The 16,386-nt window shown below is 39.8% G+C and carries 14 protein-coding genes and 1 tRNA gene; 3 read left to right on the forward strand and 12 right to left on the reverse strand.

Going from position 1 to position 16,386, the window contains the following annotated elements; translation table 11 throughout:
- Positions 1-55 precede the first annotated feature (55 nt).
- Positions 56-928 carry an energy transducer TonB gene (locus tag E2P86_RS05100; protein WP_085473814.1) on the forward strand — a complete coding sequence of 291 codons (873 nt, stop codon included), beginning with the start codon at positions 56-58 and terminating at the stop codon, positions 926-928.
- A 77-nt stretch (positions 929-1,005) separates the two neighbouring features.
- On the opposite strand, the gene E2P86_RS05105 is transcribed toward E2P86_RS05100, so the two are convergent.
- On the reverse strand, positions 1,006-1,407 hold the full coding sequence (locus tag E2P86_RS05105; protein WP_085473815.1) for a hypothetical protein: 402 nt from the start codon (positions 1,405-1,407) through the stop codon (positions 1,006-1,008).
- A 157-nt stretch (positions 1,408-1,564) separates the two neighbouring features.
- Here E2P86_RS05105 and E2P86_RS05110 point away from each other — a divergent pair, with 157 nt between their 5' ends.
- Entirely contained in the window at positions 1,565-2,317 is a 753-nt protein-coding gene (locus E2P86_RS05110) for a copper homeostasis protein CutC (RefSeq protein WP_085473816.1), read from the forward strand.
- Between the two features lie 54 nt (positions 2,318-2,371).
- Here the strand turns inward: E2P86_RS05110 and E2P86_RS05115 are convergent, their stop codons facing one another.
- Both E2P86_RS05115 and E2P86_RS05120 read right to left on the reverse strand, forming a co-directional pair.
- Complete coding sequence (locus tag E2P86_RS05115; protein ID WP_085473817.1) at positions 2,372-2,551, reverse strand: spore protein; 180 nt, start codon at positions 2,549-2,551, stop codon at positions 2,372-2,374.
- Between the two features lie 28 nt (positions 2,552-2,579).
- Positions 2,580-2,650, reverse strand: a tRNA-Cys gene (locus E2P86_RS05120).
- A gap of 255 nt (positions 2,651-2,905) precedes the next feature.
- Between E2P86_RS05120 and E2P86_RS05125 the strand changes: the two genes are divergently transcribed.
- The gene (locus E2P86_RS05125; RefSeq protein WP_134431237.1) at positions 2,906-3,523 is read left to right on the forward strand and encodes a porin family protein; all 618 of its coding nucleotides are present in this window, start codon (positions 2,906-2,908) and stop codon (positions 3,521-3,523) included.
- Between the two features lie 326 nt (positions 3,524-3,849).
- On the opposite strand, the gene E2P86_RS05130 is transcribed toward E2P86_RS05125, so the two are convergent.
- From E2P86_RS05130 to rpsJ, 9 genes are all read right to left on the reverse strand, one after another.
- A complete protein-coding gene (locus E2P86_RS05130; protein ID WP_234991269.1) occupies positions 3,850-5,190 on the reverse strand; it encodes a TlpA family protein disulfide reductase in 1,341 nt (446 codons plus the stop codon).
- A 1-nt stretch (position 5,191) separates the two neighbouring features.
- The gene (locus tag E2P86_RS05135; RefSeq protein ID WP_134431240.1) at positions 5,192-6,703 is read right to left on the reverse strand and encodes a retropepsin-like aspartic protease; all 1,512 of its coding nucleotides are present in this window, start codon (positions 6,701-6,703) and stop codon (positions 5,192-5,194) included.
- A gap of 13 nt (positions 6,704-6,716) precedes the next feature.
- Positions 6,717-8,240 carry a PKD-like family lipoprotein gene (locus E2P86_RS05140; protein ID WP_085473819.1) on the reverse strand — a complete coding sequence of 508 codons (1,524 nt, stop codon included), beginning with the start codon at positions 8,238-8,240 and terminating at the stop codon, positions 6,717-6,719.
- A gap of 27 nt (positions 8,241-8,267) precedes the next feature.
- Positions 8,268-9,035, reverse strand: a complete 768-nt coding sequence (locus E2P86_RS05145; RefSeq protein ID WP_159451859.1) for a DUF4843 domain-containing protein — start codon at positions 9,033-9,035, stop codon at positions 8,268-8,270.
- 1 nt (position 9,036) lies between these two features.
- Complete coding sequence (locus tag E2P86_RS05150; protein WP_085473821.1) at positions 9,037-10,482, reverse strand: RagB/SusD family nutrient uptake outer membrane protein; 1,446 nt, start codon at positions 10,480-10,482, stop codon at positions 9,037-9,039.
- A gap of 10 nt (positions 10,483-10,492) precedes the next feature.
- Positions 10,493-13,930, reverse strand: a complete 3,438-nt coding sequence (locus E2P86_RS05155; RefSeq protein ID WP_085473822.1) for a SusC/RagA family TonB-linked outer membrane protein — start codon at positions 13,928-13,930, stop codon at positions 10,493-10,495.
- 170 nt (positions 13,931-14,100) lie between these two features.
- The gene (locus E2P86_RS05160; protein ID WP_085473823.1) at positions 14,101-15,240 is read right to left on the reverse strand and encodes a FecR family protein; all 1,140 of its coding nucleotides are present in this window, start codon (positions 15,238-15,240) and stop codon (positions 14,101-14,103) included.
- A 138-nt stretch (positions 15,241-15,378) separates the two neighbouring features.
- Positions 15,379-15,954: an RNA polymerase sigma-70 factor gene (locus E2P86_RS05165; protein ID WP_085473824.1), complete on the reverse strand. Its 576-nt coding sequence runs from the start codon at positions 15,952-15,954 to the stop codon at positions 15,379-15,381.
- Between the two features lie 125 nt (positions 15,955-16,079).
- Positions 16,080-16,385, reverse strand: a complete 306-nt coding sequence (gene rpsJ / locus E2P86_RS05170; RefSeq protein WP_002993539.1) for a 30S ribosomal protein S10 — start codon at positions 16,383-16,385, stop codon at positions 16,080-16,082.
- Position 16,386 lies beyond the last annotated feature (1 nt).

Below are 16,386 nucleotides of genomic sequence, written 5' to 3' on the forward strand. Positions count from 1 at the left end.
CTTAACATTCCATCATCCTCATAGAAACGAGTATAAACCCTTTAATCTTTTCGTTATGTGGAACAACAAATTAAATATCTATGAAAAAGAGTGGTTAGCGGTTGTGTTTTCTTCCCGTAATCAAAGCTATGGCGCATACGATTTACGACGTTATTCTTCGGTTGCGACAAACAAGGCGCTTTTGACGGTGTTATGTGTGGTGGCACTCCTAGTCGTTTGGAAAGTTGGATACGACCGCCTCCCAAAATCGACAGAAATGAGAGTGGTAGAATATGAATTACCAACCATAGAAGAGATCGTTGTGCCAGATCCACCTGCTAAGGAAGAGCCATTACCCGCTGTAGAGGCTCCGATTCAAAAGATTGCTCAAGATCCTCCAGCACAAGATTTGATTCGTTACGTTGAGCCGAAGGTGACGCATTATAGTAAAGTAACGGAGGATGTTGCTTCTCAGGATGAATTGAAAACGAAGATGTCCGCTCGTATCACGTTGAAAAAAGTGGCTGGCGGTAGCTATGTGGCACAGGGGGAGTTTGGTCCGAAGAAAGAGATGGGAGGAATCACAGGTAATCTCGATGGAAAAGAGGTCGGTGGAAGGGCCAGTGAAAGTACAATTCCTTTTACTTCGGTAGAGATCATGCCTAACCCACGTGGTGGTATGGCGGAATTTGTCAAGTGGGTAGGGGCGGGATACAGGTATCCAGATGCGGCCTTGGAACAAGGCATAAAAGGAAGCGTGGTTATCTCCTTTGTTGTGGAGACTGATGGCTCTTTGACAGATATTAAAGTGGTACGCGATCTAGGTTTTGGTACAGGAGAAGAAGCTATCCGCTTGTTAAAAAAGGCTGCAAAATGGAGCCCTGGCATTCAGAACGGTCGACCTGTACGTGTGAGCTATACGCTGCCGATTACATTGAGTACCATATAAAATACGACCAACTACGAAATCCCAACTATCAACAATGAACTACGAACTATCAACAATGAACTACAAACTATCAACTACTAGGAACGCCCTACTACTAACAGTTTATTTAGCCACATTTGAATAATAGCTGAAATTTCATAACGCTCTTCGCTGGCAAACTTGAACATTACACTTTCTATTGTTGTGGTCATATCGGAATATTCTGGGAAGTCTCCCTCAATATTCCGATAATCAGATAAAATTTCAATGAGGTAGCAATGGATATCATATTCAACAAATTTATTTTGATGATTGTTAGTGGCTTCCAGCCATTCGTATTCGGAGCTGAATCCAGAAAGGATATGCTTGTCACAGACCCGCTTATAGGTTAATCGAGTTTCGATCAACTCTTTACGGATAGATTCTTTTTTGCTTATTAACTCATCAAATATAGAAGACAGCTTACCCTGTATTTCTGTCTCCTTAGAAATAATAGTCATAACCTAAAAATTTGCTGAATAGTTTACTCGCAAAATTAATAACGATAATGACTGAGAAATGTTTTGTAAAATGTTGATTTTGTGCTTGTTGTTATCGAGTAACGAGAAATTTTTATCATTATTTTGAGATCGATCGTATAAATTAGCACCTTTGAGTATGACGGGAAAAGAAAATCATATAAACGGATATAAACTTGAAATATGTTCGAACTCTTCGTATTCTGCATTGCAGGCGCAATTGGGAGGAGCGAGTAGAGTCGAACTATGTCAAAATTTAGAAAATGGAGGAACGACGCCTTCCTACGGACAAATTATGCATACACGTAGTTTGTTGCATATTGGTGTACATGTTTTGATTCGTCCACGTGGAGGCGATTTCGTGTATTCGGAGGATGAGTTTGTAGAAATCAAGACGGATATTGCTTTCTGCAAAGAAGCGGGTTGTGATGGTGTCGTGATTGGGATATTAAATCCAGATGGTTCGGTAGATGCAGACCGTTGTGCAGAGCTCGTCGCTTTAGCAAAACCGATGACAACAGTGTTCCATCGTGCGTTTGATCGCTGTCGGGATCCGTTTGAAAGTTTAGAAACGATTATAGCATTGGGGTTTGATCGTATTCTGACATCTGGTCTTCAGGTAACTGCTGAAGAAGGGAAAGAGCTGCTTCACCATCTGATAGCGAAAGCTAACGGACGGATTGAGATTATGCCCGGTTCCGGCGTGCAGGAAAGCAATATTGTTGATATACTTGCGACCACAGGCGCTACATCGATCCATAGTTCAGCAAAGACTGTAGTGGCTTCTCGAATGACCTACGATAATGCACCTTTAATAGGGATGAATGAGGATACATGGACCACCGATAGGGAAAAGGTCAAGGTGCTTGCTTCATTACTCCAAACAATATAAAGCAAAAAAAGAGATGGTTTTCACCATCTCTTTTTTTTTATCTGTTTTAAACAATTATTTAGCGTCAGCAGCTAATTTGTTTAAGATTGCATCATTTTTAGTGATTTGGCTGTCTTTAGGCATTTGGCTCTTCGAACCAAGCTCAATATTACGGCCTAATTTCAAAAACTGTACTTCCACACGTGAAACAGTTTTATTTCTTCTATCTTTTCTTTTTAAACGTGTAACTCCCATTGTAATCTTTTTTATTGTCAAAAAAACGAGGTCGGAAGCGGATTCGAACCGCTGTAGGAGGTTTTGCAGACCTCAGCCTAGCCACTCGGCCATCCGACCCTTTTCCCGTTCGAGGGAATGCAAAAATAAAATTTACTTTTGACATATACAACGCTTATTGGAAAAAGATTTTCATTTCATTTCTTTTCAACAAAAGCCAGGTAAATCATATATTATTTTTCTGTGTAAATATTGCTTTTTGACGGTTTTAAACCACTTGTATTTAAATAGTTGTCCTAATTTCACATACGTTAACTGTTTTTGGTCTAAATCTTGTAATGGTATGTATATATCAGAAAATTAAAGATTATGATCATGAAAAAAACTTTACTTACACTAGGTGCAGCATTTATTTTAGCTGCCGGAGCGCAAGCACAAACAAGTTGGGGGTTGAAAGCTGGGGTGAACCTTCCTAAACTTTCCTTCTCAGGAAACGATGTTTCAATGTCTACGAAGTCTTCTACGAACTTCTATGTGACAGGTTATGCAGACTTACCTGTAGCAAGTAATTTCTCTATCCAACCTGGATTATCCTTGCAAGGAAAGGGAGGTAAGTTCTCCGATGATAAATTGGATAAAGACTTCGAAACAAAAACAGACTTGATGTATTTAGAGGTGCCTGTAAATGCAGTTTATTATATTCCTGCGGGATCAGGTAATGTATTTATTGGTGCTGGTCCTTATGCTGGAATTGGTTTATCAGGAAAATATAAAGTTGGAGATGTTAAAACGGATGTGGAATGGGGAAGTGGTACGGATAAAGATCTTAAACGTTTTGACTTTGGTATCAATACAATGTTAGGCTACAAGTTGGCTAACGGCTTCTTGATTAATGCAGGTTACGGCTTTGGTTTAATTGATATCGCTGCTGAAAATAGCTTTGGTAAAACAAAGAACAACGTATTATCATTCGGAATTGGCTTCCAATTCTAAGAAGGGAGTGGATTCCTAAGCGTCGTTAACGACAAGCGTGTTAATGAACAAATAGGATTTTAAAACCTTTTAAAACGTCATTGCGAACCTGAGGTATGAAGGTGCGGCAATCTTTTAGTGAGCTAGTGACCAGTGGTTTTTAGCTTTACAAAGATCCCCACGTCGTTCCTCCTCGCAGTGACGTTTTTGCTTTCTAAGCGCCGTTAACTACCAACTATCAACTACCAACTACCAACAATCAACTACCAACTATCTAACTCCAAACAAAAAAAAGGGGCAACGAATAGTTATTCGTTGCCCCTTTTTTGTCTATAAACTAATTAAACCTATCGTGCTAAGCCCTGATCAATTAGCTTGATCAATGCTGGATCACTAGGACGTGGGCTATCCACCGAAATAATATTACCAGCTTTGTCGATCAGCAAATACCGAGGTATACCCGTGATCTTATAAAATTTAGAAAGGTCATTTTGTGGTCCAGCATGCACCTGCAAACCTTTCAATTTCTTGTCTACGTTATATTTGATCCAAGCATCCTTATCCTTATCTACGGAGATGCCAAGGAATGTAATATTCTTACCTTCGTATTTCTCAACTAGTTTTTCCCAGTGTGGTTCTTCTGCTTTGCACGGTCCGCACCAGGTAGCCCATACATCCATCAGTACCATTTTGCCTTTTAAGGAAGATAATGAAAGTTTCGTTCCCTTTGTGTCTTCAAAAGAAAAGTCAATAATTGGAGCTCCTGATTTGGTATCTACTAATTTTAACTCTACACGTTTTGCACGTTCTTTTTGTTCTGGTAGAATCAAGTATGCGCTATACTTTTCATATTGTGCTAGATAGTCACTATATGATTTCGTGGATTCCATAGCGTTAATAGCGTATTGTCCTTTTAGAGCGGTAGTTGGAATAACGGACAGCTGTTGATCAAGATCTGGTTTTTTGCTTAGATCTACCTTTCTAAAGATCAATTGGTTGAGCAGTCTGTTTCCATATGGGAACTTTAAAAGATCATCTTTTAAGAAATGGTCTGGATTAAAATTTACGTAATAATCGCTCATTTCTTCCTTGCCAGGATGCGCGGGTCTTGGTGTATAGATGTATCCAATGGCGATATAGGCGAAATCATAATCTACGATAGATGCAAATTCTTTATCGAAGGTTGGGTTTCCCGTGTTAACGGCTGATTTAATGCCTGCGATTTCTTCATTTAGCTCTTCTACGTCAGGAAAGAAATCAACAAATGTACTTCTTCCTGTCATACCAAATGCTTTTGCAGCCATCTTCTTTGTTCGGTCGTGCCACTTCGCCATTTGCAGGTTTTCTTTCGTGTTTTCGCCAACCAAAGTATAATCCCCATTTGAAAGCTCAATATTTAACTCATCACCTCCTTTAAAATAGAAGTTTTTTGTTGTTCGCAGCGCCAACGAATCACTTCCGCCAAGCGCATACAACCCGGTGTAAGCGGGTGTAAATTTGAAAGCAAATTGTCCTAAACTATCGGGGGTAGAAGTCGCGATTTCACTAAGTTTACCATTGTATACCTTGTATAGATACACCTTGTTTAATGCCTTTTTTACCACTGTACCATTAATAATGCTAGCTTGCTGCGCATACATAAGGGTGGATAGAATGATACCGAATATTGAAAGTGTTATTTTTTTCATGTTAAAATCTTTTTTCAAGAGATAGAGTATGTGTTTTTAAATTGTTGTCCTCCAAGATGTCTACATTCACGCTAAGATTCGCGTCCGACTGAAGGAGGGCGGTTAGTTTTTCTGGTGCATCACGTAATTCACTTCCTTTGATATTACCTATCCGAACCACTTCACTGCCAGCAGGGGATAGGGGGGATGTCGGATTTAATGATTGGAGTATCACCAGCTTACCTTGGTGGTTCCATCCCAGTACGGTTTCCCCTAATAAGAAATCATGTGGATAATGAAAGGTATTATTCTTTGTGAGGAATAGCTCGTTGCGCTGCACATTAATTACAAAGTTATAACGACTCATCAAACGAACGCCGATGGAACCGTCAAAAGCAGGACGCCAATTTTCATTTGCGGAGCTACCTGCCATAAGTGTGATGGGCATTGCCATCAATGGTTCTATACCTGCTAAAGAAAACTGATGACTCCGTCCCGTATATGTAGGCGACACCATGCCTAAGCTTGCTGTCGAACCGTTGTACAATGGTTTGAAGCCGTTTACTAGCAGTCTGTTATCACGAACAAATGGACGGAAACAGATTAAGTGATAGGCAGCACCTGTGTCGAAGACAAAGTTTCCGGTGTAGCTTTTTCCGGGCTTAATCGTTAATTCCCCCTGCAAGGAAAGCATACCATTGGACATACGAAGTGGAACAGATGTCCCTTTACCACTATTTTTGAAATCGCCGAAGTCGAATAAAGAAAGCTCGCTTTTGTCGTAATCTACTTGTACAATAAACCGTTTCACCAGGGTATTACCAATAATCCCATCGACATCGTGACCTACTGTTGCAAATATGGCAATCCCCATATTCTCAAGTTTCAAGGTGTCGAGTAAGATGCTGTTCTTATCGGATACCTGAATTGCAATATTACTCCCTACTACTGAAGCATTGTTTTGACGCGTTACCGTAAGGCCGATTTCGTCGGCTAAGGTTTGACTAACGGCCATACCATCAGCTCCGGTATCAAACAATAGACGTAAGGGACGCGCAAAATTATTGATCCGAACGGAAAGGATAATGGAGCCATCTCTATTTTCAAATGGGATACGGGTCCGTAGCTTGGCGGTCCCGTATCGATTCATGCCATAGAGCTGATCGAACAAGTCGATGTAACGAATCTTTCCATTTGTATCGATATAGATATTGGTTTGGCTCTTCGTGTCTGCGTTTTGATCTACGGCTACCTTAATTTTTTGACCTCCGCTAACGCTTTCCTCCGATAGAATTTTAATATCCTTTATGGGATATTCCTGTATTATGTGCTTTAGGATGCCTTTAGCACCGCCATCCGTATTTCCTGCAACGGTAAAGTCTGGAGATAAATAAGGAAGAATTACTGTTTCATTTTTTTCTTGGAAAGCCAGGCGCAAGGCCTGAACAATTTGTTCAGTGCCTTGACCGTAGCTCTTTTGTAGGCTGAAAAAACCTACAGCTATTAAAATGAACCCATTAATTAGTAATTTCATATTGATTCTTCCCTTATCTTTCACGGTACATCAATGATTGTACTTTACCAAAACCGCTATAGCTGTTCTTAAGTGTAATCTGCGCGTTTAACCCTGGTACATCATAAATGTCCATTTTACCACCTTCGCCAACAGGTTTTGATTCATCATATGTACACACGATAAGATCTTTTTCACCCGTATACTTGGTTGCATTTTGGAAAGAATAGAACCGTAGTATGGTAATTTTTTGATTGCCATAGTCAGCCATAACTTTCGTGGTTTTAGCGAACATATCGTATTCATAAACTTTACTACCTATCGAATAGAATAAGTAACCATACACAGGGCTGACAGCAAAATTTTCGGCTTTGTCGAAATCAGGGATTTTTATTTCCTCAAAGAAAGCTTGTGCATTATTTACAGGATTAAATCGTGCGATGTATCGCTTAGGGGACTGCAAATCTTGAAGTACAGAAAAAACCTCACCACTGTTGTACGGGGTTCGGGTCATGTACAAAAGGTTTTTGTCGATTTGAAAGCTAAAGAGCTTATTTGTTGGGTCAGGAATTTCGGTACATGAAGCTGCGGTTCCTGTATGTTTTACAAATCTTTTATAGGTGTCATCAAAAAAGATGGCTGCAGTTGAACTTGTCGTACTTTCATTGGATGCAATGAATGGCGCAACTTTAAAAGATTGATTTTTTAGGGCGATAAGATTTAATTCAATGCCAAAACGCAATTGGTTAACCCGATCAAAAAGGTATAAATTCCCTCCACTAATCATATAGGCGCGATTGCTGCTATTCCGTTTGATAACATCAGCACTCACTTTGTCAGGAGCGCCAATCATCTCTTTGCTTAATGTATAATTGCTCTGCCAGGCAAATGTATTTGGCTCTAAGCGAAAACCATTTTCTGTTGTGTTGATGTATAACGCATAAGAAAAATTTGCACCTAGGCTTGTTGCTAAACCAGAAGTATAACCGTATAGAGAACGTGGTTTGCCCGTTAAATGAAGGTCTGACTTTGTTGTCGCTAGTAGATCTTTAATCAGGTCGAATTTTGTTCCTGTGGTATGGAGCGAGAGCATATCTACCCGGGCGACATCATTCACTTCTGTTAAGAACATCCACCCTTCGTTTATTTCGTTTACAACGGTGAGTCTAAATGAAAAACGCTTCTCTATACCCGTTTTCTTATTCTTTACCGCGTAGTATATCACCCGTGTTCCCGGCGATAGACGCACTTCGTAATCAATAGCTCGCTCAGTAGAGATCGCAATTTTATCCTCATCCTTAACGCCTGTAAAATATACCCATTCATAGGTATAGTCATCCGGGCTCGCCGTAGGATCTAAGGTGAAACTTAGTTTGGGAGCTAGTTGAAAACGAGAGTTGTACAAAACGGTGGTATCACGTAAATCATATACCGTATCCACGGCATTTAATTCGGTATAGTTGTAGTTCCCTAAATCTTTATTACACGCTGCAAAAACGGCTAACATGGTCAGGATTAAGGAAAGTATGGCTATATTTTTATATATTTTAGATTTCATAATATTTATCTTTTTTGATAGAGGCTCCTATTGCTGTCCCACGGAACCCATTGTCATTGGTGTACCATTATCCTCGTAAATAATATTGCCCGCAGCCTTTTGTTCATTCAAGTAGCGGTGCATCATCTTGGCTAGCGCTGTCATCTCTGATATATCCATAAGATTGATAAAGTATAGAGGCTCCATATCAAATACCTCACACATCAACAAGAACTTCTTCCTGGTGAAAGGCCCGTAAAAGGAATCCAACCAGTAGACGGGCTTAGGGATCATATCATGGGCAATTATTTGATACTTGATATGTGATATCTTTTCACCTGTATTTGGGTTAATGACCCGGTCTTTCATATCAGTATTAAAGTTCTCGTTCGACTCTATATACAGATACAGTTTAAATTCCGTGTTGGCCATTTCTGGTTTTTTTGACCATTTTATAAAGACTGTATCCTGTATTTCGTTTTTGCTGATTACAAAATCCTTGGTTACGAATTCATAGTGCGTTCCTTCTATAGCAGTCGACTTCGGGTCTACTTTTAAGATGTAACTTCGGTCCACATTTTCAGGCTTACTAAGGGTAGCTATCACGATGGGCTGTATACTATCTGTCAAATTGGTTGCAGCGAACTCAATTATGGTAGAATCTTTTAGAATTTCGCCCTGAAATTTTAGCGGACGGTTGGTTTCAAAGAAGTATATGCTTGGTTCGCCACTGTAGTCTATAAGCTTATCTTTCTCACAAGAAAAAGTACTCATCAGCGCGAATAGTATACATATTGTTTGTGCAAATCTTTTCATGTTATTGTCTTGGTTGTGTTTCCGAGTCCGGAAGTGGTACGACATACGTGTTCTTACTCATAACGATGTTTCCAGTATTGGCTGCTCCATTTGGAATATTCGGTAGATTTCTTCGTTTGTGATAAAAGAATAATTGACCTTCTCCGAAGAATTCCTTGCGGTATTCTTTTTGTATTTCTGTATCCATATTGACAGTACCACTCAGGCTCAGAATACCACGTTGATTACGAACCTTGTTTAGATATTCCAATGCTTGACTGGCTATCGGTTCCGTTTCAGCCGCTATGAGGTAAACTTCGCTGAGTCTTAATAAGGGCATTGAGAATCGATATACCTTAGTTTTGTCAACAATATCTTGATATTTGATAAATGTTCTATACGTTTTACTACCATCAGAAGGGACCACCCAAAACGGATTAAAACGGTAATCGTTACCGTTGTTTTCATACCATTCATTTAATCGTGTTTGATTGGTCGAAAGAATATTGGCTCCCGTAAGCGCCGGACTAAAGAGGTCATTATATCGCGCATAAAGGTTACTGTTCTGTATCCCAAAAACCATCTCTGTTGTATAGACTCTATCGGGATTTTCCTTTTCTGAAACCGCATTTTGTACGGTCGTCCAAGGGAAGAAATTACTCACGCCGATGACCTCTTTAGCTGCTAGTAAAGCCGTCGGTTTATCATCGATGTATAAATTTACTCTGGCTTGTAGTGCTTTTACAGCGTAATAGTTAAAACGATAATTTCTGTTACGCATGAAATTATTAGCACCTACTATTGTACCCGGCATAGGGCCATTTTTCAAAATAGGGTCATTCAATAATAACTGTTCCGCAAGTTTGAGGTCAGCTAATACCTCTTCTATTACTTCTTTGCCTGTAAGTAACTTAAGTGTACCACTTTTCGTTGTCTTATTATATGGAATTGCGATGTTGGTCGCATCTGTTTTATATACAGGACCAAAAAGGCGTAATAAATCGAAATGTATAAAAGCTCTGATAGCAATCGCTTCTCCTTTATATATATCGCGCGTTGTTTCAGATAAGCCTGCTCTTTGATAGTGTTTATCTAGCCCTTCAGCAAATTCATTTACATCTAATATTGTGGTGTAAGCTTTTTTCCAGATCTGTTCCATAAGATTCTTGGACTCAGCCGTGGTATAATTGTATTTACTTACTTGGTAGTATTTATTATCCTCCACTAAATTAAAGCGTTGTCCTAATGCTTCTACGGTGCTCATTGTCATGTTTTCTCCATAGAGAGAGCTACTTGCTAATGATATGTAGGCATTATTCAAACGGGCATTAACCGTAGATTCATTTCTGTACGCCTCCTCTTCATCGATAAAACCTTCTGGTTTAACATCGAGATATTTATTGCACGATAACAGTCCACAAAGGATCGTTATTATAGGAAGCACTAATTTGATTGTATTTCTTTTCATAAGATGTCAATTAAAAAGATGCCCGGATACTTAATGAACCAGACCTTGCGAAAGGATAACTAATTCCGCGTTCGCGAAGTACAGTCGAAGCTCTAAAAAATTCGTTTAGATAACCTGTAACATTTAATGATTTCACTTTTAAGGCTTGTAGCCAGGCTTGTTGTGAAAAGGTATATCCGAAATTTAAGGATTCACCTGATAATACATTTTCACGTTGCACAAAGCGGGAAGAAGGGTCACTTAAACTATTTGTTTGTCGGATCGAGACAAAAGATGCAATGTCTCCAGGATTTTTCCAGCGATCATATAAAGCTCTCTTATCTTGGTTCCTTACAATGTTTGTGAATGAGATATTTTCAACTTTGTCGTATAAAGCGGTGTTGAAAATATCAGCTCCATTGCGCCATCTGAAGTAAACACCAAAATTAAAACCTTTGTAGTAAACAGAAGTGGAGAAAACGCTTTCGAAATTAGGGATGGTGTTTCCGACATTCATCACCTCCGCTTTAGTGGGGTCAAAGGTGTACTGTCCCTCTCCTGTAAAGAAAACTTCTCTTCCAGTTAGTGGGTCAATACCCATTGATTTCTTTGCCCAAATAGCAGTAGAGCTATTCCCATCAGCATAGCGAATAAGTGTTTTGTTAAGAGCCTCTTCACCATTCAATGCCGCGAGCGCACCTCCAAAATTTCGATATTGATCTTTGTAATGGTTGGCGGTTGCATTCACCTTCCAAACAAAAGAGCGGTCCTCGTTTTGTTTTATGGTATAATCTACCCGGGCCTCGATGCCTTTTACAACAAGGTTGCCGGCATTGATTGGGGAACGAGGGACACCAGTAGATGAAGGACGGTTACTGCTTACAACCAAAGGATCCGTATCTTTTATGTAGTAGTTAACCCAAGCATTGAATCTTTTATTGAATAAAGAGAAATCAGCAGCAAAGTTGTATTGTTTTGTTGCCTGCGGCTTTAGATCAGGAAACCCGATAGAAGATAAGGCGATCGTATTGCCAAATGAATTGTAGTAGCTGTTGGATCCGTAGTCGTATGTTCTGAAAGAGCTAACGGAGCCATAATTTTGATTACCCGTTATCCCAACATTTGCACTTAGTTTTAACTTGTTGATCCAAGGGTGTTCTTTTAGAAAATCTTCTTGATGCAGGTTCCAACCTATACCAGTCGACCAGAAAGGGGAGTATTGATTTTCACTTCCGTAAGCGGTCGATCCGTCAACCCGATAGGAAAAATCAAATAGATAGCGTGAGTTATAGGCGTAGTTAACTGCAAATAAGCCGTTCAGCGTACGGTAGGTGTTTTTTGCAGCTGAAGGGGAACTATTATTCTTGTACGAATAAGCATAGCGTGGATTACCATCACTACCAATTGGGAATCCTTCTAGGTCCGTGACGAAACTGCCCGATTTACGCTGTGCAGCTTCAACACGAAAGTTAGCGGTAATAGAATGGAGCTGCGCTATAATGTGATTATAGGTAAGCATCGTATTGAAGTTGTACGAATCGTTATCTACTTTACCCTGTCTGTATGTTCCTTTTTGAGTCTCAATTACATTAACAAAGTCATTGCTTCTCGGATCTCGGAATAGTTCGCTAGTGGTAAAGCCCTTCATTACCTGAAGTCCTGTTATCCAATTGAAACGGTCATTGATTTTGTAGGTGAAGCGCATATTATTTTGAATCTCCACGTTCTTGTTGCGATCGTAGGAGTATAAACTCGCTTCATACATAGGGTTAAGGGTATATACGTAGCTGTTTTGAGAGTTTATGGCTCTTTCAAGAAATGGGTCCGTGGTATTTTTTTCAAAATAAGGGTTTGTATTTACCCAAGTAGAGAAGGCGCCATATGGAGATTCTTGTCCCTGATAACCACGAATGAATGTTTCATTGTCAAAGGTGAAATTATCTTTTTTGTATATTAATGAAACAGTTCCGGTCCAGGAGTCTCTGTTCGATTCTTTCATTACACCGTTCTGTCGTTTGTAATTAAAGCTGGCACCATAGGAGAAAGCCTCGGCACCGCCATCGACATAAATGGAAGAATTATTGGTGAAACCGAAGTCGCGGAGAGGTTCTTTTAACCAATATGTATCTACACCACGCATAACATCTGTTAAATGTTTATTGTATAACTCATCCAAGGTTAATTTCCAAGTGAGGTTGCTGGTGTGATATCGCCCCGCTAATCGTTCAAATTCTAACTTTTCAGCAGCGTTCATCATATTGTAGACGGAAAGGTCAGGCACTTCAAAGTTCATGTCATTATTGTAGGTAATGCGAAGCGGACCCGGAGTTGGACGGATCGTCTGGATAACAATTACCCCATTTGATGCGCGCGCACCGTACATTGCAGTGGAAGCCGCATCTTTTAAGATCGTAACCGAGAGAATACGGTTGATATCTAAATCGACAACCGTTCTTAAAGTCGTTTCAAAGCCATTTAAGATGAATAAGGGTTGATTCGGATCCATCCCGTATAAGTCATTCATACTCTGTCCTGGTATACTCGTCTTTCCACGGATTTCAATTTGTGGTAAGCCATTTGGATTTGAACCCATTAAATTGTTCTCCATTAAGATAAAAGAAGGATCTAGAGTTTTCAAGGTTTGGATTACATTCGTATTTCCGACTTGCTTCAACTCTGCGCCTGTAAAGCTAGCGGTAGCACCCGTAAAGCTTTCTTTATTACGGGTAACAAGTCCGGTTGATACGACAATTGCTTCCAACTCCTGATCTGTCTTTACTAAAACAACTTTGATCGGTTCCTTTTTCGGATCAGCTACAAATTCAACCGTCCCATAGCCAACATAAGAAACGATAAACGTTTTGTTACTGGCTGTTACCGGTAAACTGAAATCTCCATCCTCGCCCGAGCTTGTGGCAGCTTGCGGGTCAGACTTCATACGGATAGAAGCTCCAGAAATTCCTTTGCCATCTTTATCCATAACCCGACCCAGGATACGCTGCTGCTTCACCACAGTTGGTTCCGAAGTGTTGCTCTTTTCGCTCTTCTTAATTACAACGGCTTGATCAAAAAAATCGTACTCAAAATTGTTGTCTTTAAGGAGTTCATTTAAGGCTGTTTTGAACGGTGTATTATTGAAGTCAACCTGAAGGTTCTTGACCGTTGATACCTCTGCTTTTTTATAGAAAAACATATAGCCGCTCTGCTTCTCCATCTCTTTGAGGATACCTTCGAAGCTGGCGTTCTGTCGTTTTATTTTAATGTTCTGCCCGTAACTATTACCGTGGACTTGCAATAGTCCGATAACGAGCAGGCTGGCTATAAGGTTTAGTTTCATTAACGTAGATCTTAAAGCACTCTGGAAAGGGGTACGCGTTTGCTTTTTCGGGGTCATCATACATCGCCCGGTTCGTGAAAAAGCAGCTACAGCTAAACCTTTCGCATAGCGTTTTTTTAGCGTAATTTTCATTAACTTTGATTAGTTTGGTTGTGAATAATCTGTTTATAATTTGAGCAGATTGCTCAAATTTCCGTTTGCAGCTGAATGTTATTTTGCCGGGGAGGTGGGCCAACACTTTCCCGGTTTTTTTATTCAGCAATTCTCTTAGCTTTTTGTTTGTTTTAACTTCATTTTTTAGATTAATTGATGACTAGTTTTTTCTTGTTATTCTTGTTCGATACGGCTTTCGCTTTGATGTCAGCGTAGTTCAGTAACTCAATTAGTTTGCCCAGGTTTAGATTCTTCGGGATCTTTCCGCTATATGTAATCGGTGTCTTGCCATCATACTCCACTTCAATATCATACCAACGACCTATTTGTTGAATAATCTCAGCCGCATTTGTGTTGTCGAAGTAGAAGTAACCCTCGGTCCAGCCAATTGCGGTAGTGGCATCGATATGCTGCTTGATTAGATCTCCATCTTTAAGGACTGTCTGTTGATTCGGTTGTAAAACGATGGTGTGGTTGTCGCTTTGGACACGGATTGAACCTTCTGCCAAGGTGGTAACTGTTTTGTTTGAATTAGCATATGCGTTGATATTAAACTTGGTTCCAAGTACTTCAGTCAATTGCCCTTTCGTTTTTACCATGAACTTACGGCTATCAGAAGTCTTGCTTACCTCAAAATATCCCTCACCGCTGAGTGTGACTATTCGATCTTTACCGGAGGCAAAGTGAGCAGGGTAGATGAGTTTAGATTCTGCATTTAATGTTACTTTCGTACCGTCCGATAGCATCACTTTATACTGCGCAGATTTTGGGGTTTGAAGTATGTTTTCGGTGTAAATATCTGCTGTATTAAGGCCTTCAGCTACTGCTGCATAGGTTATTTGCCCTTGTTCATCTTTATAAATAACCGTATTTCCTATTTTTAAAGAGTCATTAAGTTTTATGTTTTCCAAGTCTATGGTTTCACCAGAACCAAGTGTAATAGTGGCTTGATCCGTGCCTGGCGTAATTTTGGCCAGCTCAGCTGCTCCCATTACGTATTCTTGTTGATTTTCGTAGTATTGAAGGCCGATATACCCCAATCCCGATAACAACAAAACAGCGGCTGCAACCTTCACAAAAGTAGACAGTCTTTTAACTTGCTTCGGTCGGGTTAAGGGAAAGAGACGCGCTGCGTTAAGCGCCTTCAGACGCGCAATCCGTTCGGGTGTAATCTTTTGGCTGTTGTCGATATCATCGTACCATTCGTATAATGATTTCCGTTCAGCGTTGGACTCCTTTCGGTCGAAATACTTACGTATGATTGTTGCTATATGCTGATTGATTTTCATCTATTATCTTACTATCAGTAGGCGCTTGTTATAAACGCTGTGATGGTAAGTGTGCTCAACTAGGGTTAGCACCTACGCTATTTTGAATAAAAAGTTGAAAAATATGTAAATGGCTTATTTTCAGTGTATTTTTTTTGTTTAAAAAAATACAATCACGGTGTGTAGGAAGTTTTTTGTTGCGGTACGGATCCTTTTGAGCGCTTTATTTATTTGATTCTCAACCGTAGATTCTGAAATATTCAGCTCCTGTGCTATCTCGCGTATTGATTTTTGATCCTCGCGGCTCATCTTAAAGATAAGGCGGCATTTTTCGGGTAGATTCTCTACTTCTGTTTGTATAATATCGAGAAGGTGTCTGTTAAATAGCTGGTCTTCAATGGATTCTTGGGTGCTGTGGATTTCGAGATCTTCTACGTTTTGCTGTTTGTCGATCAGGTAAGCTTTTTGAAAGTAAGCCATGACTAAATAACGGCATGAAGTAAAGAGATAGGCGGGGAGAGACTGGATCTGCGCTATTTTCTCATGGTTCTTCCAGAGGCTGTAAAAGAGATCGTGGAGGATATCTTGGGCCACAGCATCATCGTTTACTTTGGAAAGAACATGTGCGGCCAAGTCGGGATAAAAGATATGATATAATTCTTCAAAAGCTTGGTGGTCGCCCTGAGAAAGGCGATTTACGAGGTGTTCGTATTTATGCTTGTCGAAAATATTCATATGTTGGTTTGCGAACTTACAAAAAAAATAATTATTACAATGAAATTATTGTAAGCATGCTATGTAAACAAAAAAAACCGCCAGTTGTTACGCTGGCGGTTTTCTTTTTCATGCACTGAAATCTATCACACTTTGATTTCTACTTCAACACCTGAAGGTAGTTCAAGTTTCATCAATGCGTCAACCGTTTTAGAGTTTGATGAATAGATATCCAACAAACGTTTGTAAGCACACAATTGGAATTGCTCACGTGCTTTTTTGTTAACGTGTGGTGAACGTAAAACCGTGTAGATTTTTTTCTCTGTAGGCAATGGAATAGGACCACTCACAACAGCACCTGTAGGTTTTACAGTTTTTACGATTTTCTCAGCTGACTTGTCAACCAAGTTGTAATCGTAAGATTTCAATTTGATTCTGATTCTTTGGCTCATT

This window comes from Sphingobacterium psychroaquaticum, from assembly GCF_004421025.1.
GTDB classification, from domain to species: domain Bacteria; phylum Bacteroidota; class Bacteroidia; order Sphingobacteriales; family Sphingobacteriaceae; genus Sphingobacterium; species Sphingobacterium psychroaquaticum.